This is a genomic window from Lysobacterales bacterium, assembly GCA_019634735.1.
GTDB lineage: Bacteria > Pseudomonadota > Gammaproteobacteria > Xanthomonadales > UBA2363 > Pseudofulvimonas.
The window spans coordinates 35,089-58,056 of record JAHCAT010000017.1 but is presented as its reverse complement, the minus strand read 5'-3'; the positions used below and the strand labels follow the sequence as shown (position 1 = coordinate 58,056).

The following is a 22,968-nucleotide window of genomic DNA, read 5'->3' as shown; positions in this document are numbered from 1 at the left end:
TCGGCAGCGGCACCGCCAGCCCCGGTGGCGCCCGAGAGAGAGGCCGTCCGGCAACGGCCCTGGGCGCAAGCACGATTCCTGCCCGCCGGCATTGACCTGAATCAAGGGGCAGACTAAAGTTTCAGAAACTTCTGAAACAACGAGCAGGCCATGCACCTCCCTCCCCTGGTCCAGTCGTTCGTCCTGCACTTCGGCGAGATGGGCAGCCGCTGGGGCATCAACCGTACGGTCGGGCAGATCTACGCCCTGCTGTACGTCTCCGACCGGCCGCTGTGCGCCGACGACATCGTCGAGGCGCTGGGCGTGTCGCGTTCCAACGTCAGCATGGGCCTGAAGGAACTGCAGGGCTGGCGCCTGGTGCGGCCCAGCCACCAGCCCGGCGACCGCCGCGACTTCTTCACCACGCCCGAGGACGTCTGGACGATCTTCCGCACCCTGGCCGAGGAGCGGCAGCGGCGCGAGATCGACCCGACCCTGTCGATGCTGCGCGACGCCCTGCTGGAGACCCCGGCCGACCCCGCCGAGCAGCATGCCCAGGCGCGCATGCGCGCCATGCACGACCTGATCGAGCAGGTCACCGACTGGTTCGCCGAGGTGCGCCGGCTGTCGCCGGAGACCCTGCAGACCCTGATGGGCCTGGGCGCCAAGGTGTCGCGGGTGCTGGAGTTCAAGGACAAGCTGCGCCTGCTGCCCGGCAAGGGCAAGGCGCGCGATGCGGAGGCCGGCCATGGCTGAGCTCGACGCCCTGCTGCTGGCGCGCATCCAGTTCGCCGCCAACATCAGCTTCCACATCCTGTTCCCGACCATCACCATGGCGCTGGCCTGGCTGCTGCTGTTCTTCAAGCTGCGCTGGCGCGCCACCGGCCAGGACCACTGGCTGGCCGCCTACCGCGCCTGGGTCAAGGTGTTCGCGCTGAGCTTCGCGCTCGGCGTGGTCAGCGGCGTCACCATGAGCTTCCAGTTCGGCACCAACTGGCCGGGCTTCATGGAGCGGGTCGGCAATATCGCCGGGCCGCTGCTCGGCTACGAGGTGCTGACCGCCTTCTTCCTGGAGGCGACCTTCCTGGGCGTGATGCTGTTCGGGCGCGGCCGAGTCTCCGAGCGGACCCACACCCTGGCGACCTTCCTGGTCGCCTTCGGCACCAGCCTGTCGGCGTTCTGGATCCTGGCGCTCAACTCCTGGATGCAGACCCCGGTCGGCTTCGAGATGATCGACGGGCAGGCGCATGCCACCGACTGGCTGGCGGTGATCTTCAACCCCTCGTTCCCGTACCGCTTCACGCACATGATGCTGGCCTCGGGGCTGACCTGCGCGTTCCTGGTGGCCGGCCTGTCGGCCTACCGCTGGCTGCGCGGCGACCGCGGCGCCGAGGTCCGCGCCACCCTGCGCACCGCCGTGTTCCTGGCCGCGCTGCTGATCCCCCTGCAGATCCTGGCCGGCGACCTGCACGGCCTCAACACCCTCGAGCACCAGCCGGCCAAGGTCGCCGCCATGGAAGGCATCTGGCAGGACGAGCGCGGCGCCGCGCTGCGCCTGTTCGCCCTGCCCGACCAGGCCACCCGCAGCAACCGTTTCGAGATCGCCATCCCGAAGCTGGCGAGCTGGATCCTCACCCACGACCTCGACGGCGAGGTCCGCGGCCTGGACAGCTTCGAGCACATCCCGCCGGTGGCGCCGGTGTTCTGGGCGTTCCGGGTGATGGTCGGCATCGGCCTGGCGATGCTGGCGGTGTCCTGGCTGGCCGCCTGGCGGCTGCGCCGCCGCGACAGCCAGGCTCCGGACTGGCTGCTGCGGGTCCTGGTGGCGATGAGCTTCTCCGGCTGGATCGCGACCCTGGCCGGCTGGTATGTCACCGAGATCGGCCGGCAGCCGTTCCTGGTGTACGGGGTGATGACCACCGCCGAGGCGGCCGGCCCGGTCGGCGCGCCGATGATCGCCACCAGCCTGGCCATGTACCTGTCCATCTACGCGGTGCTGCTGGTCGCCTACGTCTGGGTGCTGTTCCACCTGGCGCGCAAGGCGATGGCCGGCGACAAGGCGATGCCGCCGGCGCCGGCGGCGGTCCGCAACGCACTGGGAGCACGCTGATGGACCTGGATTACTGGCTGCCGCTGGTGTTCATGGGCCTGATGGGCCTGGCCATGCTGATCTACGTGGTGCTGGACGGCTACGACCTCGGCGTCGGCATCCTGATGGCCGACGCCGACGACGAGCAGAAGGACATGATGGTGGCCTCGATCGGGCCGTTCTGGGACGCCAACGAGACCTGGCTGGTGCTCGGTGTCGGCCTGCTGCTGGTCGCCTTCCCGCACGCCCACGGCGTGATCCTGACCGCGCTGTACCTGCCGGTGGCGCTGATGCTGGCCGGCCTGATCCTGCGCGGCGTCGCCTTCGACTTCCGGGTCAAGGCGCTGGCCAGCCACAAGCCGCTGTGGAACCGCGCCTTCATCGCCGGCTCGCTGCTGACCGCGCTGGCCCAGGGCTGGATGCTGGGCCGCTACATCCTGGGCTTCGACACCGGCTGGGCGGCGACCGCCTTCGCGGCGCTGATCGCCGCCTGCCTGGCCGCCGGCTACGCCCTGCTGGGCGCCTGCTGGGTGCTGATGAAGAGCAGCGGCCCGCTGAAGTCGAAATCGGTGCGCTGGGCGCGCAAGGCGCTGTGGGGCACCGGCCTGGGCATCGCCGCGGTGTCGCTGGCCACGCCCCTGGTCAGCGCGCGCATCTTCGAGCGCTGGTTCGACTGGCCGCAGCTGCTGTGGCTGGCGCCGATCCCGCTCGCCGCCGGCGCCGCCTTCCTGGCCTGCGACCGCATCCTGGCGCGCCTGGACCGCGAACGCGGCTACGGCAGCTGGAAGCCCTTCGTGCTGGCCGTGGCGCTGTTCGTGCTGGCCTTCGCCGGCCTCGGCTACAGCCTGTTCCCCTACCTGGTGGTCGACCGCATCGACCTGTGGCAGGCCGCCAGCGCGACCTCCTCGCTGGCCTTCATCGGCGTCGGCGCCGCCTTCGCGGTGCCGGCGATCCTGGCCTACACGGTGTGGTCGTACAAGGTGTTCTGGGGCAAGTCGGCGGCGCTCAGCTACGACTGAGCGCGCCGCAGGCGGCGCCGGCCTCGCGTCAGGACGCCCGAGCCGGTCACGGACGCAGGACAACGCGCGTCGCGGAACAGCCGGGACCTTGCGGATATCGTCGACTCCGGACCGGGACAGCGGCGCCCGCCGCCACTCCCTCTCATGACCCCGCGCCTCCTGCGCGGTGCCCTGACGAGAAGCGCATGGCCCTGCACTACGTGGTTCCGGCCGGACTCAACCTGCGCAGCGAACCGGCGCTGCGCCCGGGCAACCGCATGGCGGTGCTGCCGCGCGGCCACACCGTCGAGCGCATCGACGACGTCGGCGCGGGCTGGTGGCGGGTCGGCACCCGGGTCGACGGCCTGGACCTGGAAGGCCATGTCTGGGCCGCGCACCTGGCGCCCCGCGCACCGGCGCTGGCAACCACCAGCCAGCTTGCCGTCGACCTGCCCGCCTCGCCGCAGGCGCGCCGCGACCGCGCCGGCCACTGGGCGTTTCCGCTGGGCGAACCCGAAGCGCCGCGGCACACGCCGCCGACGCGCGCGGACGACCTGCTGGAGATCCTGGCCTGGCTGGCCGTGGAGGAATCGGCACGCTACCGGCCGGGTCGCAACACCTACTGCAACATCTACGCCTACGACGTCTGCCACCTGGCCGGCGTCTACCTGCCGCGGGTGTTCTGGAACGACACCGCCCTGCCCCGCGTCCTGGCCGGCGAGTCCCTGCCGGTGGTGCCCGAACGCACCGTCCACGAATTGAGTGCCAATGCGCTGCACCGCTGGCTGGCCGGGCACGGCGCCGCGCTGGGTTGGGCGCGCACCACCCTGGACCGCGCGCAGGCCGCCGCCAACCAGGGCGCCGTCGCGGTGCTCAGCGCCCGCCACACCGACGCCAACCAGTCCGGACACATCGCGGTGCTGGTGCCGGAAGGCGACGGACGCAGCGCCGTCCGCGACCGCAATGGCGAGGTGCTGCGACCGGTGCTCAGCGAGGCCGGCCGGGTCAACCGGCAATGGCAGGTGCCGGCCACCGCCTGGTGGACGCAGGCGCGGTTCCGGGCCTGGTCGGTGTGGGTGCATCCGGGCACGTTCGCCTGAATCGCCCGGGTCGCGAGCGCAACCGAACCTGACCTTGCTCCATGTCGCCGCAGGAGATCGCCATGGCCAGCACCCACACCACCTTCGGCCGCTTCGCCAACCACCACCGGCTGCTTGCCCACAATGGCAAACTGGGCCGGCGACCCGGCCTGGACGACACGCCCCTGGTGCTGGTCGAGGGCGATTCCTGGGTGGCCATGCCGCTCTACCACGACCTGGCCGACCACTTGGAGCGCAGCGCCGGCGGCGTGTTCCTGCGCCAGGGCCGGCACGGCGACACCGCGGTGCGCATGTTCGACGGCCGCTCGTTGGCACGCATCGAGCGCAACCTCAAGGCCTTCCGATTCGACCTGCTGCTGGTCAGCGGTGGCGGCAACGACCTGGTCGATGCCCTGGAGAAGACCCGCGGCCGCCCGCTGTTCGGCAAGACGCATGGCCTGGCCACGCCGGACAAAGCGGTCGAGCACGTGCGCGGCGCCGGCGTGCTGGCCGGGATCCGCACGCATTACCTGCGGCTGCTGGAGGTTGCGGCGCGCGCCGGCGTGCCGGTGCTGGGCCACAGCTACGACCACCCGCAGCGGATGGGCGTGCCGATCAAGCTGAGCGTCGCGCAACTGGGCCTGGCCGCCCTGTTCAGGCGCAGCGCCGGCGACTGGATCGCCCGCTGGATCCGGCACGTGCTGCCCGACGAGTCCGACCAGCGCGCCTTCGCCGGCGGCCTGATCGACGCCTTCGTCGAGGACGTGCTGGACACCCTGCCGGCGCCCTTCCACTACGTCGACCTGCGCGGCCAGCTTGCGCACGAGAAGGACTGGAACGACGAGCTGCACCCCACGCAGGCCGCGTTCGCGCGCCTGGCGCCGCTGTTGCGCGCCAAGGCGCGCGGCTTGCTGCCGGCGGGAAAGCAGGCGGCCTGGTAGCGCAAGATCGTCCGTCCTGGCCCTTCCTGCTGCAGGGAGACGCCAGCACGGACAGCCAGTCCCGCCTGCTCCAGCCAAGCGCATTCCGTCTTGCGACGGCACTGCACTTCTCCCCTCCCCCGCCTGCGGGGGAGGGGCGGGGGAGAGGGCCGGGGCTGACCGTGATCTTCACCATCGCCGGACCGGGAGCCCGCACCTCCAGGCAACCCAGGGCCGCCCCGTCCGCGTGCGGAAGGACTGCATGGGGCGTCGGGACGAGCGCGGACATCCTGCGCACCAACAGCGCGGGCAAGCGCTGCGGCCACCGCCTTGCGTTGTCGTTTCCTGACAGAAACTTGTCGGGGTCGCCTGCCTGCTAGGCTTTCCGGCCATGAATCCCCTGCGCAGCTCCACCGTCCTCGTCGCCTTCGCGCTGGCCGCCTTGCTGGCGCTGGCGCTGCACGGCCCGGTGCGGGCGCAGGCCCTGGCCCAGGCCAGCGGGCCGCCGCCGGTGCCGCACACGGTGGAGATCGTCGCCAGCTTCCCGCACGACACCGAAGCCTTCACCCAGGGCCTGCTCTACCGCGACGGTTTCCTGTACGAGAGCACCGGCCTGAACGGCCGCTCCGGCGTGCGCAAGGTCGAGCTCGAGACCGGCAAGGTGCTGCGCCAGCGCGCCATCGCCAACGAGCACTTCGGCGAGGGCCTGGCCGATGTCGACGACCGCCTCGTCATGCTGACCTGGCAGAGCGGCGTCGGCTTCGTGTTCGACCTGGACAGCTTCGAGCCGCGCCGCGAGTTCCGCTATTCCGGCGAGGGCTGGGGCCTGACCCGCGACGGCGCGCGCCTGGTGATGAGCGACGGCACGCCCGTGCTGCGCTTCCTCGACGCCGACACCCTGGCCGAGACCGGCCGCCTGACGGTCACCTGGGAAGGCCAGCCGCTGCGCGGCCTCAACGAGCTGGAAATGGTCGGCGACCGGCTGTACGCCAACGTCTGGCCCACCCATTCGATGGTGATGATCGACCTGGCCAGCGGCCGCGTCACCGGCTATGCCGACCTGTCCGCCCTGGTGCAGCGCGTCCAGGCGCGCGCCGCCGTCGACGTGCTCAACGGCATCGCCTGGGACGCCGCCGGCGAACGCCTGTTCGTCACCGGAAAGCTGTGGCCCGAGCTGTTCGAGATCCGCCTGACCCCCGCCACCGGCGCGCGGCCATGAACGAGCTGGCCGGACACCACACCTGGCTGGCGGAAGCCCTGGCAGAAGCTCGAGCCGGACTCGCCGAAGGCGGCATCCCTATCGGCTCGGTCCTGGTCCACCGCGGCCAGGTCATCGGCCGCGGCCACAACCGCCGCGTGCAGCGCGGCAGCGCCATCCTGCACGGCGAGATGGACGCCCTGGAGAACGCCGGCCGCCTCGGCGCCGCGACCTACCGCGACAGCGTCCTGTACACCACGCTCTCGCCCTGCGCCATGTGCAGCGGCGCCATCCTGCTCTACGGCATCCGCCACGTCGTGGTCGGCGAGAACCGTACTTTCCTGGGCGAGGAGGCCCTGCTGCGCAGCCGCGGCGTCACGGTCGACGTGCTGGACGACGCCGACTGCATCGCGCTGATGCGCGACTTCATCGCCGCGCAGCCGGTGTTGTGGAGCGAGGATATCGGGGTCTGAGGCTTGGGGTGCTCCGGGGTTTGCCATCGCCATGTCGTGGGCAACCGTCGCAGCGTGTGCCTCATGGCAGGATCAGGCAACCGGGTCCGAGGCCCGAAGTTCCGCAAGCGAAGCACACCTTGCTCCCCTCTCCCTCTGGGAGAGGGGCCGGGGGAGAGGGCCGGCACTTGCCATGATCTTCATCGTCGCCGGCCCAGCAACGCGCGCTGGCCGAGGCGGCCCTCTCCCCCGCCCCTCCCCCGCCTGCGGGGGAGGGGAGAAGTGCGGTGCCGTCGCGCAGGTGCCATACGCAGCCGGCGCCTCCTCCGTGCCGACACCGCAGCGGCGATCAGATCAGGCGCGCGAAGCGCAGCCAGTCGGCGGTGCGCTTCGCGCCTTCTTCGAAGGTATGGGCGGGTCGCCAGCCGAGTCGCGCCTTGGCGTGGTCGTTGGCGACCCAGGACCGGTAGGCCTCGCGCACGACACGGCCTTCGCTTGGGATCGGCGGCGTCGGGGGCCTGGGCCGGTGCACAGCGATGCTGCGGCGCTGCAGGCGCGACTTCAGCGCCAGCTTCCGTTCGGGGCTGACCAGGCGGCCGGCCAGTTCCTTGGTGCCGCGGATGGTCCGGCCCAGCAGGGGGATGGTGCCGAGCTGGGCGTGGAAGTCCGGCGAGGCGGCCAGCCGCAGGGTCGCGCTGAAGTTGTCGCGCAGGCGCGGACGCTGGCGCTTCCAGTGCGCGGCGATCTCGTCCAGGGCATGGTCGTGGATGCGCTTGTCGCCGTCGACCATGCCGGCGAAGGTGGTGATGAAGTCGCGCCAGGTGATGCGGCAGTCGCCGTTGAGCAGGAAGGCTTCGCCGACGGCATCGTCGCGGTCCAGGGCAGCCAGGATCGCCTCGCAGACGTCGTCGACGTAGACCGCATTGCACACGCCCCTGCCGCCGTCGATCAGGCTGACGTAACCGGCACGGGCGTCGTGCACGATCGGGGTGACGAAGAAGCTGTAGGGGCCGTAGACGATGGTCGGGCGCAGCACCACCGTTTCCAGCGCACCGCGCCTGCCGGCCTCGACGACCACCGCCTCGCCGGCGGCCTTGGCATCGGAATAGGCCTCGCGCCAGCGCCTGATCGGCGCATTGGCCTCGGTGAGCACCGGCGGCGCCGGCGCCGGTCCGTGCACCGCCATCGAGCTGATGTGGACCAGGCGCCGCACGCCGGCACGGGTGCAGGCCTCGACCAGGTTGCGGGTCTGTTTGCGGGCGCCGCGGTCGTCGCCATGGGCCAGGTTGACCACCGCGTCGCAGCCCTGCAACGCCTGCGCCAGGCTGGCGGCATCGGCCAGGTCGCCGGCGACCAGTTCGGCGCCCAGCCGGGCGATGCGGGTGGCGCGCGCGAAGTCGCGGACCAGGGCGCGGTAGGGCAGCCGGTACTCCAGCGACAGCAGTTCGCACAGGCGCGAGCCGATGAAGCCGGTAGCGCCGGTGACCAGGATCCGCCCGGGCCTCATGCCGGCACCTGCCGGCGCGCCAGCCAGGGTTGCGCCATCGGCCGGCGCCGCGCATAGGCCGTCTCGATCACGGCCAGCGCCTTGAGCGCCGACTCGGCGGTGACGAAGGGCGCGCGGCGCTCGCCGACCGCCTCGATGAAGTCGTCCAGCTGCGCCCGGTAGTGGCTGTGCGAATCCCAATGGCTGGCGCAGGCGATCTGCATTTCCATGGGACCACGGCGTGCCTGTCGATGCAGGGTCAGGACCTTCGGATTGGAGGTCGCGGCCTCCAACGTGCCGCGCTCGCCGACCACCCGGATGCTGCGTCGCAGCCGGTGCGACCAGCTGAACTCGAAACTTGCCGGCACCGGCCGCCCGCCCATGTGGAGGTTGCCGGTCAGCCTGGCATTGCTCTCGAAGCCCTCGCCGAAGGCATCGTCCTCGCAAGCGATGTCGTGCAGATCGCCGAACAGCCAGAGCACGCGGTCGAGCAGGTGCACGCCGGTGTCGAACAGCACGCCGCCGCCGGTCACCTTGCGATCGAAATAGCTGTTGCTCGCCATCGCCCAGTCCAGCGGCGCGCCGTCCTCGACGACCACCTCGCGCACCGCGCCGATCTCGCCGTCCTCCACCAGGTCGGCCAGCCAGCGGTTGTGCGGAAAGAACCGCATCATCAGCGCCACCGCCAGGATCCGGCCGGTGTCGCGCGCCACCTCGGCCATGCGCCTGCCATCGGCCACGGTGATCGCGATCGGCTTCTCGCACAGGACATCGACGCCCATCCGCATCAGCTCGATGGCGATCGGCGCATGGAAGCGCGGCGGCACCGCCACCAGGGCGGCATCGACCTTGCCGGCCAATTCGCCGACGTCGGTGACGATCTCCGCGTCGATCCCACTCTCACGGGCGGTCATCGTCGCATTCCGGCGGTCGCGGTCGCAGAACGCCGTCACCTCCACGCGCGGGTCCGCGACGATCACCGGAAGGTGGGCCGCGCGCGTGATCGCGCCACAGCCGACGATCCCGAGCCGCAGGGGCCGGTTGGAATCAAAACCCGTCAAAGTCCAATCCCCAGGCCCCTAAGGTCGACGAAACTAACCACAGCCGATCAGGACCGTCAATGGGACCGGCCAGATGTGGTACGAAGGGACTTGGCGAGATCGGACCCCTGCACGCGCCGGCCAGGCGGCATCGGGGTGGAATGGCATCAATCTGGCACCGTGCAATCCCGGCGTGCGGCCCTGGCCGGTATAGGGACCAGCCCGGCGCCAGGCAGTCCCCGCTATGGAAGGATGCCGCCATGAGCGCGAAACTGCCGGCACTTGCACTTGTCGCCCTTGCCGGGGCCTTGCTGGCCGCGGCGGTCGTCCCGCTCATCGGCTGGTGGTCGGCGGTGACCGTTCCCGCCGGCTGTTTCGAAGCGTTCCGGGCGCTGGGTTCGCTGGAGCTGGGCCACCTGGTGTGGTCGTACGCCGTGGTCGGCCTTCTCGGCGCCGGCATCGTCGTTCTGCTCGGCAACCTGGCGACGCTGATGCTTGCCCGGTCACCGCGCGCCGCGGTCATCGCCATGCTGCTGGTCGGCTTCCACCTGGGTGCCCATGCGCTGCTTCCGGCCCTTCATGGGCAGCCCGGGCTCGCGCTGCTGGCCGCACGTCCCTGGTGGGGCTACGGCATCGAGCTGGTGGTGCTGACGAGCGCACTGGCGGCGGGCTGGCTGTATGGCCGGCGCCAGCGTCCGGTGGAGCCGGCCTGAACAGGCACCGGCCCGACGGGCCCTGACGCTTAACGGCACGGCGCCCCCGTTGCATCCCTGCGCCGGCGGTTCAACGCGCGAACGACCTGGTCCCCGCGCAGCCCTGGACCGGCGGCCGGACTGGCCTGGGGCAGCCGCTGCAATAGGCGAGGTCAGGCGCTGTCGCCAACCCCTGCCAGCAGCGCCAGCACGCAGCACCGGCCCCGCCTCCCCTGCGCAAGCAGAGCGCCAGGGAGAGCTTACGGCAACGCCGGAAGCTCTACTTTCCGAGTGTCCACTTGATGGGAGAGCCAACGCAAACGCTTCCGCGAACTGAACATGCGCAAGCTCATGGGCACGGATCACCAACGGTGTATCAGCGTCGCTCCCCCCTGAGTGGTCACCGCAATCACCTCAGATCCGTAGGCGAACGCCCGGACCGGCGCACCGTTCAGTATGGTTTCGGCCACCGGCGTGTCCAGGCTCCAGCGCACGAGGCGGGTGGAACCGCCGGGTTCTGCGTGCATGGACACGGCGTCGTTTCCGATCCACGTCAGGTCTTTGAAGGACACTGGAAAAGGCGCAAGCATGGTCAGGTTGATCCCGTCGAACACCTGCCCCGACCCAAGAAGCACTCGGGCGCCGTTGGGCGTAGGTCTGATCGGGTACACGGTTTGCACAGTTCCGTGATAGGGAGTCTCCCCACTTGCCACCACCGTCCCCTGAGTCGAAATTTCCTCGAAGTGCAGGTCATTCGGAGAAATGCCATCTCTGAAGAAGAACATTCGCCGCGTTGCACGGCTCCACGAGAACTCCTGACTGAAGCGGTTCCAGGGAACCCAATGGGTTTCCTGACCCATCTGATTGAAGATTCGATGCGACGCCCAAGCGCCGGTGGAATCGACGGTCATCACGAACTCATCGGCCGCGCCCATTCCAGTGGCCGTAATCGGCCCGAAGCTCAGAAACATCGGCGCAACGGACCCAGGGTTCAGGACACCGAGACGTCCACCTTCGTAGGCGACGTAAACCTGATCGTCCGCGCGGTTGACTGACGCGAACCGCGGCTCGAAGCCAAGCGCCGCGCTCCGAAGATAGGTCCACTCATCAACCGAGAATCGATGAACAACGCGCTGGTTCCGATTGAAAAGATACAAGATCCCCGTGTCCGACAGGTCAGCGGAATCAGGAACGAAGGGAACTTGATTGGGATTTGGCGCGGGCGGAGGACGGCTCCCGCGAAAAAAGTCGAGCAACACATGTTGATGAACGTCGATGCTTCCGAGAACAGCGCCACCGCGAAAGAGAAACACGGTGTCGCCGTGCTTTGAGATGCCTTGCGCAGACTGTGCCAACTCCATCACCCCGACCTCGCGAAACTCAGTCGTCAGCCATGCCAAGCGCGCGCCCCGCAGCACGAAGATGCCGGGCTCGGACTCGGCACCATCCGTTTGAATGAAAACATCGCTAAGTTGCCCCCCGGTCCCGCTGCGGTAGGTCAGATCAGCGCCGCGGAACGCAATCCCCAACTCGTCAATGACCACACTGGCATCGAGCGAGACATATACAACGGTTCCTCCGGGGAAATCACCGTGATACGGAGATGCGAGGTGAGCGCCGAATGAGCCATTCGAGCTCACAGGTATCCTGAGAATATCCATTGGCGAAATCTGGGTCTGCCAGCCGAAGAGATATCCAGAATCAGCCGCAACGACGAACCTTCTCGGGGTATAGTGGCCACCAACACCTTCGTAAACCGCCACCTGCACAGCGTCAGTTATCCGAACAGATTGCAGCTTTCGATCTCGACTCGAAATCAGAAAACCGTTGTAGATCCCGATATCGTCGGCATTGGCCCAGGCGACCGGGAAAATTTCGCCTCCGGTTCCGCTGAGGTCGAAACGCCGAACGTTGATGTTCTGATTGACGAAAATTCCCTCATTTGAGACGGCGATTGCTTTCGGAACAGCATCCAAGTGGATGTCAGCCAACCACGCTTCCGCGTCCAAGTCGAAACGCCGGACGACTGCAGGTGTCGCGTAAAGGAAATACACGACCGCCTGATGCTGGACCTTTCGAAGCCACGGTGTCGAAACCGATTCGACGACTTGCTGTGCCGGCCGCGCCATCTGCTCCGTCGAGTTCGGTGGAGACGCATCCAACCCCCTTGCTACGAGGCCAGAGCTGGCCACCATCGCCAGAACGAAAGCAAGGATGGACTGCTTCATGCAACCCTTGGTGATATTCATCGTCTCCCCGACTGACCAGTTGTTGTTGTTGTGGACGTAAGACAGTAGCGTCGATTCTCTCAAACGCGAAGCCTCAGTTCAATACGCCACGAAAGCGACAAGCGGAATGTGTCAATGGCTTGAGACAGCCGGCGACGCGAAATTGGTGAGCGTGCGGATCGGTTGATGGTTGAGGGGTGTGGGTCTCCTGGGGTCGCAGGGGGGGTGTTGATGTACACGGTGTCGGGTACGCACGGCGGTCTTGGCGTCCGGCCCTTGAACCGGTCCGGGTGACGCTCGAAGGCGGCTTGGAGGGTAGCTGGGCGGGCGGCACTGATGGCCGGTGCCTGGCTGCGGTGGAGCGCGACAGGCGGCATCAGGCCGATGCCGGTGTGGCGGTGGTGGTGGTTGTAGTGCTCGAAGAACGGCGTGAGCACTTCCCGGCCGTGCCCGACGCCGTTGAGCAGCTCTGGGAAGGCCGGCGCGGACTTGGTGGTCTTGAACAGGCTTTCGCTGAACGGGTTGTCGTTGCTGGTGCGGGGTCGCGAGAAGGTGCCCTCGATGCGCAGGTCGACCAGCAGTTCGGCCAGGGTCTTGGAGCGCATCGGCGCGTCGCGATCGGCGTGCAGGGTCAGTTGTCCGGGTGGCACCGCCTCACGCACGAGGCTGCACTCGACCAGCTCGCGGGCCAGTGCGGCGGACTCGCGGGTGCTGAGCATCCAACCGACCACATATCGGCTGAAGACGTCGATCACCACATACAGGTACAGGTAGGCCCACTTGACGGTGGTCTTGAGCTTGGTGATGTCCCAGGACCACAACTGGTTCGGTGGGCGGGCGAGCAGCTCGGGTCGGGCGTAGACCGGATGCCGGCGCTGGTTGCGCCGTTCGCGGACGGCCTGTTGTGCCGCAGCCTGTCAAGGCTGCTGGCACCTCACTCAAAGGTCTAGCGTCCTGTCTCCGGCTGCCGCCAGGCGGCGCTACCCTCGCCTTCCCATCCCCACGGCGCACACGCCATGACAACCTCCCTGCCGCCCCCCACCCGCACACCCTGGATCGGCGACGCCGAAACCCGCGACCGCCTGGCCCGCATCGGCCTTCGCGTGGTGGTCGCGGCGCTGATCGCCGCGCACGGCTGGGGGCGTTGGGCGGCGGGTGCGGTGCCGCCGTTCGGCGCCTTCCTGGAGGGCCAGGGCCTGCCGTTCGGCCTGGCGTTGGCGGTGGCGATCACCGGCCTTGAGATCCTGGGCACGGTGCTGCTGGCGCTGGGCCGGCTGGTGCGGCCGCTGGTGGTGGTGTTCGCCGCGATCTACGCGACCGGCATCGTCCTGGTCCATGCGCCGGCGGGCTGGTTCGTGGTCGGGCTGGGCCGCAACGGCGCCGAATACAGTGTGCTGCTGATCGCCTGCCTGCTGTGCATCGGCCTGCAGCACCGGGCACGCGCGTAGGGCGGGCGCGGGCCGGCACAGTGCCGGCAGCTCAAGACGTCCCGCGGGCGAGCGGTCGGGGCCGCCCGCTGCGATGAGGCAATCCCGGGCCGGAATCCGCAGGGGATACCTGCCGGCCGGCGTCGGCCGACCCGGCTCGGGCGCAGGCGCCCCGTAGCCGCGCGTCCTGGCCTGCCCATTCCTTTCCTCGAGCACCGTCCATGCCCCTGCCCGACATGCCAAGCCCCGACATCGAACTCACTGACGCAGAGCAGCACATGATCTCCCGCGTCCTCAACGAGGGGAACGCCGGCCGGCTCGCCTTCGAAATGGCTTACCTGATTCCGGCTGGCGTGCTGGTCGGCATCGGCCTGATGCTGAACGCGCGACCGGCTTTCGCGGCGGCCCTTGGCATCGTCGCGGCGTTCCGCTTCTACGCGATGCAGAGCGACAGCGCGATGTTGCCGGTGCTGCAATCGGCGATCTTGAAGCTGAAGGCCCAGGCAAGGCGGGCGCGCGGATAGCAACTTGTTGAAAAACGAACGTCCTGGTCGTTTTTCAAGTCACCCGTCCGGCGCAGGTCCGGACGCGCTCCCGTCGAATCAATTGCTTACGCACTTGCTTCGCCGAGCGGCCATCCATGGCCGCCGCCAGCAGGCTGTTTTTCAACAGCCTGCAGGCTGGCGACCGGGAAACGACCATCCCGGCGTTCCTCCCGTCGCCCGCGCCATGCCGTTCCGGTCGGGCCGACCGCGCACCGCGCGCGGGCGCGGCCAATCCACCGATCGGTGACCCCGGCGGCAGTCCACCCGGCTGGGGTCGACCCCCACGGATCCGACCGGCTCGACAGGCGGTGCGTCCGACCGCACCGGAGTGGCTGGTCCGCTGACCGGGCCCGAGCCCTGCGCAGTCCGGTCAGGGCACCGTCGGATGCGCGCCGCCGCTGGTCGGCTTGCTGCGCGCGGTCGAGCCCGGCCACCAGGCTTCCATGGCGTCCACGGCCCACTGCGGGCCCTGCTCGGCATGGCAGTCGGTGCAGGCGTTGGGCGCCTTGTCGAGGCCGAAGCGGACGCTGTCCTGGGGGCTGGGGATCGAGCCCATGTCGTGGCTTCGGGCGCGCTCCCAGATGCCGCGGTTGAGCTTGGTGATGTGCCAGGGCATGTGGCAGTCGTAGCAGAAGCTGCCAGGCTGGCCGGTCTCGTGGCGGCTGTGGCCGGCCGGGTCGGCGGCGATCGCCTGGTGGCACTCGCCGCAGTAGGCATTCGACGCCGCCGATGCGCTGAGGATGCCGCGCACCGCCGGCCGCTTGTTGTCGTGCGGGTTGTGGCAGTCGTAGCAGCGCACCTCGGCCTCCTCGTAGCAGGCCGACTCAACGAACGAGCGGAACAGCATGCCGATGCCGCGCGGCCGGCCGTTCTCCCAGATCTCGATGGTCGGGTCCATGCGGCCGGGCGTCAGCGGCGCCTCGCGGAACCAGGGCGACAGGTCGTTGATCTTGCCGGTGGTGCTGTAGCCGGGCTGGTACAGCCGGTAGAAGTCCTGGTTGCGGGCGAAGATGTCGGCGCCGTGGCAGCGCGCGCACACCGACAGCGCCTGTTCCTTGGGCATCTTGGCGGCGCTGGCGACATAGGCCACCGGCCGGCCGTGCAGGTGGTTGCCGATCCACATCGCCAGGCGGTTGGCGGCGGTGGCGTTCATGTAGTCGACGTGGCGGCTGCCCGGGCCGTGGCAGGACTCGCAGGTGATGCCGTCCTCGTGCCAGCGGACCTCGGCGCGGGTGTGCCACTCGTCCTTGTCGAGCACCTGCAGGTCGGTGGTGTGGCAGCGCGCGCAGTACAGGTTCCAGGCCGAGTGCAGCGATGTCATCTGCGCCCACAGGTCGTCCAGGGTCTGGGCGCTGCCCTCCTGGACGTTCCAGTAGGGGAAGTACTCGCCCAGGGCGGTCGACCATTGCAGCGGCAGGCGGCGCAGCACGCCCTCGGCCTCGGGCGTGAGGTATTCCTGACGGTACTGGTAGCCGACCACCTTGGCGATCGGGAACTCGACGAAGCGGTCCTCGGAGGGGTGCCGCAGCGCCATGAAGTAGCGGCCGGTGCGGGTGTAGGTGCGCGCGACCACCTGGCCGGCCAGCGGGTCGGGGCTGTCGGCAGGCAGGCGGTACTCGCCTTCGTTGAACTCGCCGACTACGGCCTGGGGCGAGGGGTCGCGGATCATGTTGGCGTGCGGGGAGACCTGCCACTGGCTGTGGACGATGGTGTGGCAATCGCCACACACGGCACTACCGACGTAGTCGGCGTCGAACCCCGATTCGAAGGCCTCGGCGCGCCACAGGGTCCAGGCCAGGGCCAGCAGCAGGGCGGCCACACCGGTACCGAGCAGCCACGGCCAGCGACGGCGCGGCGCGCGCGGCGGCGGTGGCGGCGGGGCCGCGGCAGCGGGCGGCGCGACGCGGCGCTTCTTCGCCATGGCTCAGGCGCGTGCGGTGGCGCGGCGGGCCACGGCGTGGGTGGTTCGATACATGGCGGCGAGTATGCCACCGGGGTAGGTCCGGGAGGCAGCAGGCGCCGCTGGGCCAGAAGCGATGCGGATCATGGCAAGCCCCGGCCCTCTCCCCCAGCCCCTCTCCCGCGCCGCGGGAGAGGGGAGCAGATCATGCTCCGCTTCCCGGCTCCCGAGTCCCGGCTATTGACCCCGAGTCCCGAGCTAGCCGCAGCACCGCACTTCTCCCCTCCCCCGCCTGCGGGGGAGGGGCGGGGGAGAGGGCCGCCCAGGCCAAGGCGCGCGCCTGGAGCTGAGGATGAAGATCATGGCAAGCACCGGCCCTCTCCCCCAGCCCCTCTCCCGCGCCGCGGGAGAGGGGAGCAGAGCGCGCTCCGCTTCCCGCTTCCCGCTTCCCGCTTCCCGAGTCCCGAGTCCCGAGTCCCGAGTCCCGAGTCCCGAGTCCCGGCTCCACCCTCAAGTCACCCGCCCGATCATCCGCTGGTGGCCGATCAGCCGCGCCCAGCGCAGGCCGACCACGAACAGGGTGTGGTAGCCGGCCTCGAGCAGCAGGCGGCGCAGGCCGCCGCGGCCGGTGCGCAGGGTCGGCTCGGCGGCGCAGGCGCGGGCGTCGATGCCCAGGGTGCGCGCCAGCACCAGGCAGCGCGCCAGGTGGTAGCGGTTGCTGAGCAGGGCGACCGGACCGGGCGGCAGCAGGGCGCGCGCCTCACGCAGGTTGTCGACGGTGTCGCGCGAGCGCGCCTCGACGCGCAGGCGCGGAGCCGCGTCCGGCATCCGGCGCAGCAGCCAGCGGCGTGCCACCTCGGCCTCGCTGGGCTCGCCGGGGGCGCCGCTGCTGCCGCCGGTGAGCAGCACGACCACCCCGGGATCGGCGCGCAGCAAGCGCAGCGCATGGCGCAGCCGCCAGCGGAACTCGGCGTCGGGCCGGCCTTCGACCAGGCGCTTGCCGAACACCACGACGCTGGCCACGGCCCCCGGGTCGCGCGGCGCCCGCCGGGCGATGCCCACCGTGCGCACCAGGTGCCAGACGTACACGCCCCCGGCGGTCAGCACGGTGGCGCCGACGCCGACCGCCAGCACGTGCAGCACGTCCGGGTCGCGCCAGGGCGAGCCGTTGCGCCAGCGTGGGTTGCGGTCGACCGGGGTTGCCATGGCGGCATCTTCGCCGATGCCGGTGGCGCGGGGCGAGCCGCTGCCGCCGCGAACGGCCGGCCAGGGCCGGTACCGCGTCGCCGGGAAATGCCCGCGCGCACCGGCCCGGGACGCCCTGCCTGCACGCCCCGGTGCGGGCCACTGGCTATACTCGCGGCCCATCCGTCCGCCCCGCTTTCCGTCCGTGCAGGCCTGCCGCATCCTCGTCCACACCGCCACCAGCTGCCTGGGCAGCGGCCGCGCCGCGCACCTGGAGGCCCTGGCGGCCCGCCGCTCCGGCCTTTCCGCGAACGACTGGACCACGACACCCCTGGCGACCGCGATCGGCCGCGTGCCGGGCCTGGAAAGCGCGCCGCTGCCGGCCGACTGGGCGCGCTGGGACTGCCGCAACAACCGCCTGGCCTGGCTGGGGCTGCGCCAGGACGGCCTGTTCGACACCCTGCTGGAACTGCGCACCCGGCTGCCGGCGCACCGGCTGGGCATCGCGGTCGGCACCAGCACCGCCAGCATCGCCGAGACCGAACGCGCCTACCGGGAACTGGACGCCGACGGCGGCTTCCCGGCCGACCTGCGCCGGCCGGAGATCCACCAGCCGCATTCGCTGGCCGGCTTCCTGCAGGAGGCGAGCGGCTGGCACGGGCCCTGCCTGACCATTTCCACCGCCTGCTCCTCGGGCGCCAAGGCCTGGGCGGCCGGCGCCCGCTGGCTGCAGCAGGGCCTGTGCGACGCGGTCCTGGTCGGCGGCTGCGACAGCCTGTGCGGCAGCACCCTGCACGGTTTCGCTTCGCTGCAGCTCACCTCGCCGCAGGCGTGCCGGCCGTTCGACGCCGGCCGCGACGGCATCAGCATCGGCGAGGCCGCGGCGTTCGCGGTGCTGGTGCGCGCCGGCGAGGACGATCCGGCGAACGCCCAGCACCTGGCCGGCTACGGCGAGAGCGCCGACGCCCACCACATGTCGGCGCCGCACCCCGAAGGCCTGGGCGCGCGGATGGCCACGCTGGACGCCCTGCGCCGCGCCGGCCTGGCGCCCACCGACATCGGCTACATCAACCTGCACGGCACCGCCAGCCGACTGAACGACGAGGTCGAGGCGGCCATGGTCACCGGCCTGTTCCCGGCCACCACCCTGGCCAGCTCGACCAAGGGCTGGACCGGCCACACCCTGGGCGCCGCCGGCGCGCTGGAGGCGACGATCTCGCTGCTGGCCCTGGAGCACGGCCTGCTGCCCGGCACCCTGGGCTGCACGCAGCCGGACCCGGCCTGCGGCCCGCAACTGCTGCTGGAAAACGCCCGGCATCCGGTCGATGCCGTGCTCAGCAATTCGTTCGGCTTCGGCGGCAGCAACGCCAGCCTGGTGTTCACCCGGGGCAACGGCCATGACTGAGTTCGCGGTCGCCGGCATCGGCCTGTGGACGCCGGGCCTGCCGGACTGGCCGGCGGCGCGCGCCGTGCTCACCGGCGCGGCCGCCTGGCCGGAAGCGGCCGGCGGCCGCCCGACGCCGTCGCTGATGCCGGCCAACGAACGCCGGCGCGCGCCGGACAGCGTGCTGATGGCGCTCACGGTGGCCGAGCAGGCCTGCGCCGCGGCCGGCGCCGACCCGGCCACGGTCGCCAGCGTGTTTGCCTCGGTGTTCGGCGACCTGGCGATTAACGACTACATGTGCGCCACCCTGCGCGACGATCCGGCGCAGATGTCGCCCACCAAGTTCCACAACTCGGTGCACAACGCGCCGTCCGGCTACTGGAGCATCGCCACCGGCGCGATGGCGGCGGCCACCTCGCTGGCGGCCGGCCGCGAGACCTTCGCCGCGGCCCTGCACGAGGCGGTGGTGCAACTCGCCGACAGCGGCGAGCCGGTCCTGCTGGTCGCCTACGACGCGGCCGGCTGCGGTCCGGTCGGCGCGGTCGCCGGCTGCCGCGCCTCGTTCGCCTGCGCCCTGCTGCTGACCCCTGACACGGGGGCTGCCCAGGGTCCGCGCCTGCGCGCGGCAGCGGCGACCACCGGCGCGGCCAGCGCCGTCCCCGATGCCCTTGCGGCACTGGCCGCCGACAACCCGATCGCCGCCGGCGCCGCGCCGCTGCTGGCGCTGCTGGCCGGGCAGGCGGCCGGCGCCGCGCGCCTGCCGCTGTCGCCGGCCCTGGACCTGGTGCTGGACCGCCTGCCATGACCGACGCCACCGATCCGCACGCGATCGCCGTGCTGATCCCCGCCCTCAACGAGGAGGCGGCGATCCGCCAGGTGGTGAGCTCGGTGCTGGCGATCTGCCCGAATGTCATCGTCGTCGACGACGGTTCCACCGACGCCACCGTCGAGCGCATCGCCGACCTGCCGGTGACCCTGATCCGCCACGAGAAGCCGCGCGGCAAGGGCGAGGCGCTGCGCGCCGGCTTCCGCAAGGCCCTGGCGATGGGCTTCCCGGCGGTGGTCACCATGGACGGCGACGGCCAGCACGTCGCCGCCGACGTGCCCCGGCTGCTGGCCGCGGCGCGCCAGCACCCCGGCCACATCGTGCTGGGTGCGCGCCTGATCAACCGCGACCGGCAGCCGGCCTACCGGCGCCGCGCCAACAACTTCGGCGACTGGGGCATCGGCTGGGCGATCGGCCAGGCGGTGATCGACACCCAGAGCGGCCAGCGCTACTACCCGCGTGCCGCCCTGGAACTCGCCGACATCGACACCGAGGGTTTCGTGTTCGAGAGCGAGATCCTGATCGAGGCCAACTGGCAGCGCGGCCTGCGCATCGCCGCGGTGCCGATCGAGTCGCGCTACCACGGCGAGTTTCGGGCCAGCCACTTCCGCTCGGTGCCGGACTTCATGAAGATCACCTGCCGGGTGATCGGCAAGATCGTGCGGCGCGGCTTCCTGCTGGGCAATTACCGGCGGGCGCGGCGCGACACGCCGCTGCTGGTCGATCCCCAAGGGGTTTCGGCCGATGCCGGCCACGCAGGCCAGACCGGCAGCGTGCCGGGCTGAACGCCGCCAACGAGAGGACGCAGGAATGACATCGACGGCCCGCTGCGACGTGGCGATCATGGGCGGCGGCCTGGCCGGCCTGGGCCTGGCCCTGCAACTGCGCGGCCGCTTCCCCGACCTCGACATCCGCGTGCTGGAACGCCGCACGCATCCGCTGCCGGCGGCTGCCCACAAGGTCGGCGAATCCACCGTCGAGATCGGCGCGCATTGGCTCGCCGACACCCTGGGCCTGCGCGGCCACCTGGACGCCGAACACATCCGCAAGTTCGGTTTCCGCTTCTTCTGGTCGGAAGGCCGCCGCGATCTTCACGGCGTCACCGAACTGGGCGTGCGCAAGGTGCTGCCGGTGCCGACCTGGCAGATCGACCGCGGCATCCTCGAGAACCACATGGCGATCGAGGCGCGCCGGCGCGGCGTCGTGGTCGAGGAGGGCGCCGTGGTGCGCGGCTTCGATCTGGGCGAGGACGACGCCGACCACGCCGTGCGCTACCAGCACGCCGGCGAGGACAAGGCGCTGTCGGCGCGCTGGCTGGTCGATGCCAGCGGCCGCGCCGGCCTGGTCAAGCGCAAGCTGGGCCTGGCCCAGGACAACACCCACAACGCCAATGCCGTGTGGTTCCGCCTGGACGCCCGGCTGGAACTGGACGCCTGGTGCCAGGACCCGGCCTGGCAGGGCGCCTGCGAGCCGCCGGAGCGCTGGCGCTCCACCAACCACCTGGTCGGCGAGGGCTACTGGGTGTGGCTGATCCCGCTGTCCTCGGGCGCGCACTCGGTGGGCATCGTCTGCGATGCCGAGCGCCACCCGCTGGAGGGCATGAACAGCTTCGAGAAGGCGCTGGACTGGCTGCGCCGCCATCAGCCCCTGGTCGCCGACCATGTCGAGGCGAACCGCGACACGCTGATGGACTTCCTGTTCTTCCGGAACTTCTCCTACGGCTGCCGGCAGGTGTTCTCCGGCGACCGCTGGGCGCTGACCGGCGAGGCCGGGGTGTTCCTGGACCCGTTCTACTCGCCGGGCAGCGACTTCATCGCCATCGCCAACGCCTACATCGCCGCGCTGATCGGCCACGACCGCGCCGGCGACCGCCTGGCGCCCTACGCGCGGCTGTACGAGCAGCTCTACTTCTCGTTCTACGAGAACACGCTGTCGCTCTACCAGGACCAGTACCCGCTGTTCGGCAACGCCACGGTGATGCCGGTCAAGGTCATCTGGGACTACGCCTACTACTGGGGCGTGCTGTGCGTGCTGGTGTTCCAGGACCGCCTGACCGACATCGCCCTGCTCGGCGACGTGCGCGGCGAGCTGGAACGGGCCGCCGCGCTGAACCGCGAGATGCAGGCCGTGCTACGCGACTGGCACCGGCGCGACGGCGGCGACAACCCGGCACGGATGCTCGACCAGGGCGGCCTGGACTGGTTCCACGCCATGAACGCCCGCCTGCACGAGCCGCTCGACGATGCCGGCGTGCGCCAGCGCCTGCGCGACAACCTGGCCCTGCTGGAAACCCTGGCGGCGCGCATCCGCCACCAGGCCGGCGTCGCCGCCACGCCGCTGCCGCTCGCCGCCGCCGCCCTCGACCTGTTCGACCACGCCGCCTGAGCGGCGGGCCGGTCAGCCGCGCAGGCGCGCGAGCAGGCCGACCAGGCCGCGGTGGCCGAGCAGCAGGGCGATGCCGAGCGCCGCCTGCAGTGCGTTGGTGACCAGTGCCGCGAATTCCTGCGGCGCCAGTCTCGCAACGTGGGCGCCGAGCTCCAGCTTTGCCCGCCACCACTCGACGCCGACCCAGACCAGATCGAGCAGGCCGTCGACGAGCAGCCAAAGGCCGATCGCCGAAAACGCCAGCGCCTGCCACTGACCGTAGTCCAGCGTGCTTTCGAAGCGCGGCTCGTTGGGTCCGGCCAGCGCGGCCCGCGCGACCACGTCGGCGAACAGCCAGAGCACGGCGCCGATGATGAGCAGAACGAGAACGCCGATCAGCGTGGGAGCCATGCCATGGCTGCGGACACTGTCCCAAAGCAGGGGCGCCAGCCGGGTCAAGGCGGCGATGAGAAGGTACAGCGCGCCGACCCGCACCAGCACCACCAGCAACGAGAAGGCGTTGCTGCGGATGAGCGCCGGGCGCTCCGGCACCTCGGGCGGGGCGTCCGGGCGGCGTGCATCCATCAGCGGTCGCCCAGCTCGGCGTCGTCGATCGGGTTGGCAAGCCACTGGGCGATGTCGCGACCCATGGCGCGCATGGTGCGGCCCAGCACCGAACACGAGCCCTTGTAGCCGGCGAAGGCGCCGCCCATCGAATTGCGGGTCGCGCTGAAGCCGGCGATGCGCTCGCCGTCCTGGTACAGCTCGCCGCGCGCAGAGCTGCTCTTGGAGTGGCCCAGGAAGGCGTTGCCATGGCTGACGGCCTGGGTGATCTCCATGCGCAGCACGCGGCCGGTGTCGGCCGAGGCGTCGCCGACGCGCACATCGACATTGCTGGAGCGGGCGTACTCCACCACGTATTGCGACAACTGGCTGTTGAGCTGCGTGCATTCCTCGCGCACCTTGCGCTGGATGTCGCGCTCGTTGGCGTAGGGCACGTGGCCGTCGATCACCACCGGCTGCGACGCCACCGGCAGGGTCCAACCCAGGCCGGCAAGGACGAGAACGAGGACGGGGCTGCGCATGGTTCGGTTCCTCCCTGGAACGTGTGGAAGCGGGGACGGGCCCACCCCTGCGGGCCGGCGGCGAGCTTGCCACAGACCGGTCGCGGCGTCA

Annotated in this window: 22 protein-coding genes; 14 read left to right on the top strand and 8 right to left on the bottom strand. The window is 70.5% G+C overall.

Annotated features, from left to right (window positions below; genetic code table 11):
• Positions 1-150 precede the first annotated feature (150 nt).
• From KF823_14750 to KF823_14720, 7 genes are all read left to right on the top strand, one after another.
• Positions 151-735 (top strand): GbsR/MarR family transcriptional regulator, encoded by a 585-nt coding sequence (locus tag KF823_14750; protein ID MBX3727166.1) that lies wholly within the window; start codon positions 151-153, stop codon positions 733-735.
• A complete protein-coding gene (locus tag KF823_14745) occupies positions 728-2,089 on the top strand; it encodes a cytochrome ubiquinol oxidase subunit I (protein MBX3727165.1) in 1,362 nt (453 codons plus the stop codon). The genes KF823_14750 and KF823_14745 overlap by 8 nt, the downstream gene beginning before the upstream one ends.
• Positions 2,089-3,087: a cytochrome d ubiquinol oxidase subunit II gene (locus tag KF823_14740; protein MBX3727164.1), complete on the top strand. Its 999-nt coding sequence runs from the start codon at positions 2,089-2,091 to the stop codon at positions 3,085-3,087. The genes KF823_14745 and KF823_14740 overlap by 1 nt, the downstream gene beginning before the upstream one ends.
• Before the next feature lie 185 nt (positions 3,088-3,272).
• Positions 3,273-4,166, top strand: coding sequence for an SH3 domain-containing protein (locus tag KF823_14735; protein MBX3727163.1), 894 nt, complete (start codon positions 3,273-3,275; stop codon positions 4,164-4,166).
• A 62-nt stretch (positions 4,167-4,228) separates the two neighbouring features.
• A complete protein-coding gene (locus KF823_14730) occupies positions 4,229-5,086 on the top strand; it encodes a hypothetical protein (GenBank protein ID MBX3727162.1) in 858 nt (285 codons plus the stop codon).
• 370 nt (positions 5,087-5,456) lie between these two features.
• The gene (locus tag KF823_14725) at positions 5,457-6,284 is read left to right on the top strand and encodes a glutaminyl-peptide cyclotransferase (GenBank protein MBX3727161.1); all 828 of its coding nucleotides are present in this window, start codon (positions 5,457-5,459) and stop codon (positions 6,282-6,284) included.
• Positions 6,281-6,736: a nucleoside deaminase gene (locus KF823_14720; GenBank protein ID MBX3727160.1), complete on the top strand. Its 456-nt coding sequence runs from the start codon at positions 6,281-6,283 to the stop codon at positions 6,734-6,736. Before KF823_14725 ends, KF823_14720 begins: the two co-directional genes overlap by 4 nt.
• A 328-nt stretch (positions 6,737-7,064) precedes the next feature.
• Here KF823_14720 and KF823_14715 read toward each other — a convergent pair whose 3' ends face one another.
• Both KF823_14715 and KF823_14710 read right to left on the bottom strand, forming a co-directional pair.
• A complete protein-coding gene (locus KF823_14715) occupies positions 7,065-8,222 on the bottom strand; it encodes an NAD-dependent epimerase/dehydratase family protein (GenBank protein MBX3727159.1) in 1,158 nt (385 codons plus the stop codon).
• Positions 8,219-9,262: a Gfo/Idh/MocA family oxidoreductase gene (locus tag KF823_14710; protein ID MBX3727158.1), complete on the bottom strand. Its 1,044-nt coding sequence runs from the start codon at positions 9,260-9,262 to the stop codon at positions 8,219-8,221. Before KF823_14710 ends, KF823_14715 begins: the two co-directional genes overlap by 4 nt.
• 239 nt (positions 9,263-9,501) lie before the next feature.
• Here KF823_14710 and KF823_14705 point away from each other — a divergent pair, with 239 nt between their 5' ends.
• Positions 9,502-9,954 carry a hypothetical protein gene (locus KF823_14705; GenBank protein MBX3727157.1) on the top strand — a complete coding sequence of 151 codons (453 nt, stop codon included), beginning with the start codon at positions 9,502-9,504 and terminating at the stop codon, positions 9,952-9,954.
• Between the two features lie 341 nt (positions 9,955-10,295).
• On the opposite strand, the gene KF823_14700 is transcribed toward KF823_14705, so the two are convergent.
• Together KF823_14700 and KF823_14695 are read right to left on the bottom strand one after the other, a co-directional pair.
• Positions 10,296-12,182, bottom strand: coding sequence for a hypothetical protein (locus tag KF823_14700; GenBank protein ID MBX3727156.1), 1,887 nt, complete (start codon positions 12,180-12,182; stop codon positions 10,296-10,298).
• A gap of 59 nt (positions 12,183-12,241) precedes the next feature.
• Positions 12,242-12,982, bottom strand: coding sequence for a transposase (locus KF823_14695; protein MBX3727155.1), 741 nt, complete (start codon positions 12,980-12,982; stop codon positions 12,242-12,244).
• A 195-nt stretch (positions 12,983-13,177) separates the two neighbouring features.
• On the opposite strand from KF823_14695, the gene KF823_14690 reads away from it, so the two are divergent.
• Together KF823_14690 and KF823_14685 are read left to right on the top strand one after the other, a co-directional pair.
• Entirely contained in the window at positions 13,178-13,609 is a 432-nt protein-coding gene (locus KF823_14690) for a DoxX family protein (GenBank protein MBX3727154.1), read from the top strand.
• A 200-nt stretch (positions 13,610-13,809) separates the two neighbouring features.
• Positions 13,810-14,112 (top strand): hypothetical protein, encoded by a 303-nt coding sequence (locus KF823_14685; protein MBX3727153.1) that lies wholly within the window; start codon positions 13,810-13,812, stop codon positions 14,110-14,112.
• 391 nt (positions 14,113-14,503) lie between these two features.
• On the opposite strand, the gene KF823_14680 is transcribed toward KF823_14685, so the two are convergent.
• On the bottom strand, positions 14,504-16,054 hold the full coding sequence (locus KF823_14680; protein MBX3727152.1) for a hypothetical protein: 1,551 nt from the start codon (positions 16,052-16,054) through the stop codon (positions 14,504-14,506).
• A 489-nt stretch (positions 16,055-16,543) separates the two neighbouring features.
• On the bottom strand, positions 16,544-17,239 hold the full coding sequence (locus KF823_14675) for a YdcF family protein (protein ID MBX3727151.1): 696 nt from the start codon (positions 17,237-17,239) through the stop codon (positions 16,544-16,546).
• 16 nt (positions 17,240-17,255) lie between these two features.
• On the opposite strand from KF823_14675, the gene KF823_14670 reads away from it, so the two are divergent.
• Genes KF823_14670 through KF823_14655 form a run of 4 tightly spaced genes read left to right on the top strand, consistent with a single transcriptional unit; the run spans position 17,256 to position 21,813 of the window.
• Positions 17,256-18,623: a beta-ketoacyl-[acyl-carrier-protein] synthase family protein gene (locus tag KF823_14670; GenBank protein MBX3727150.1), complete on the top strand. Its 1,368-nt coding sequence runs from the start codon at positions 17,256-17,258 to the stop codon at positions 18,621-18,623.
• Positions 18,616-19,407 carry a beta-ketoacyl synthase chain length factor gene (locus tag KF823_14665; GenBank protein MBX3727149.1) on the top strand — a complete coding sequence of 264 codons (792 nt, stop codon included), beginning with the start codon at positions 18,616-18,618 and terminating at the stop codon, positions 19,405-19,407. Before KF823_14670 ends, KF823_14665 begins: the two co-directional genes overlap by 8 nt.
• Entirely contained in the window at positions 19,404-20,213 is an 810-nt protein-coding gene (locus tag KF823_14660; GenBank protein MBX3727148.1) for a glycosyltransferase family 2 protein, read from the top strand. Before KF823_14665 ends, KF823_14660 begins: the two co-directional genes overlap by 4 nt.
• 25 nt (positions 20,214-20,238) lie before the next feature.
• Positions 20,239-21,813 (top strand): tryptophan 7-halogenase, encoded by a 1,575-nt coding sequence (locus KF823_14655; GenBank protein MBX3727147.1) that lies wholly within the window; start codon positions 20,239-20,241, stop codon positions 21,811-21,813.
• 12 nt (positions 21,814-21,825) lie between these two features.
• Here KF823_14655 and KF823_14650 read toward each other — a convergent pair whose 3' ends face one another.
• Together KF823_14650 and KF823_14645 are read right to left on the bottom strand one after the other, a co-directional pair.
• On the bottom strand, positions 21,826-22,377 hold the full coding sequence (locus tag KF823_14650; GenBank protein ID MBX3727146.1) for a hypothetical protein: 552 nt from the start codon (positions 22,375-22,377) through the stop codon (positions 21,826-21,828).
• Positions 22,377-22,877: a hypothetical protein gene (locus tag KF823_14645; protein MBX3727145.1), complete on the bottom strand. Its 501-nt coding sequence runs from the start codon at positions 22,875-22,877 to the stop codon at positions 22,377-22,379. The genes KF823_14650 and KF823_14645 overlap by 1 nt, the downstream gene beginning before the upstream one ends.
• Between the last annotated feature and the right edge of the window lie 91 nt (positions 22,878-22,968).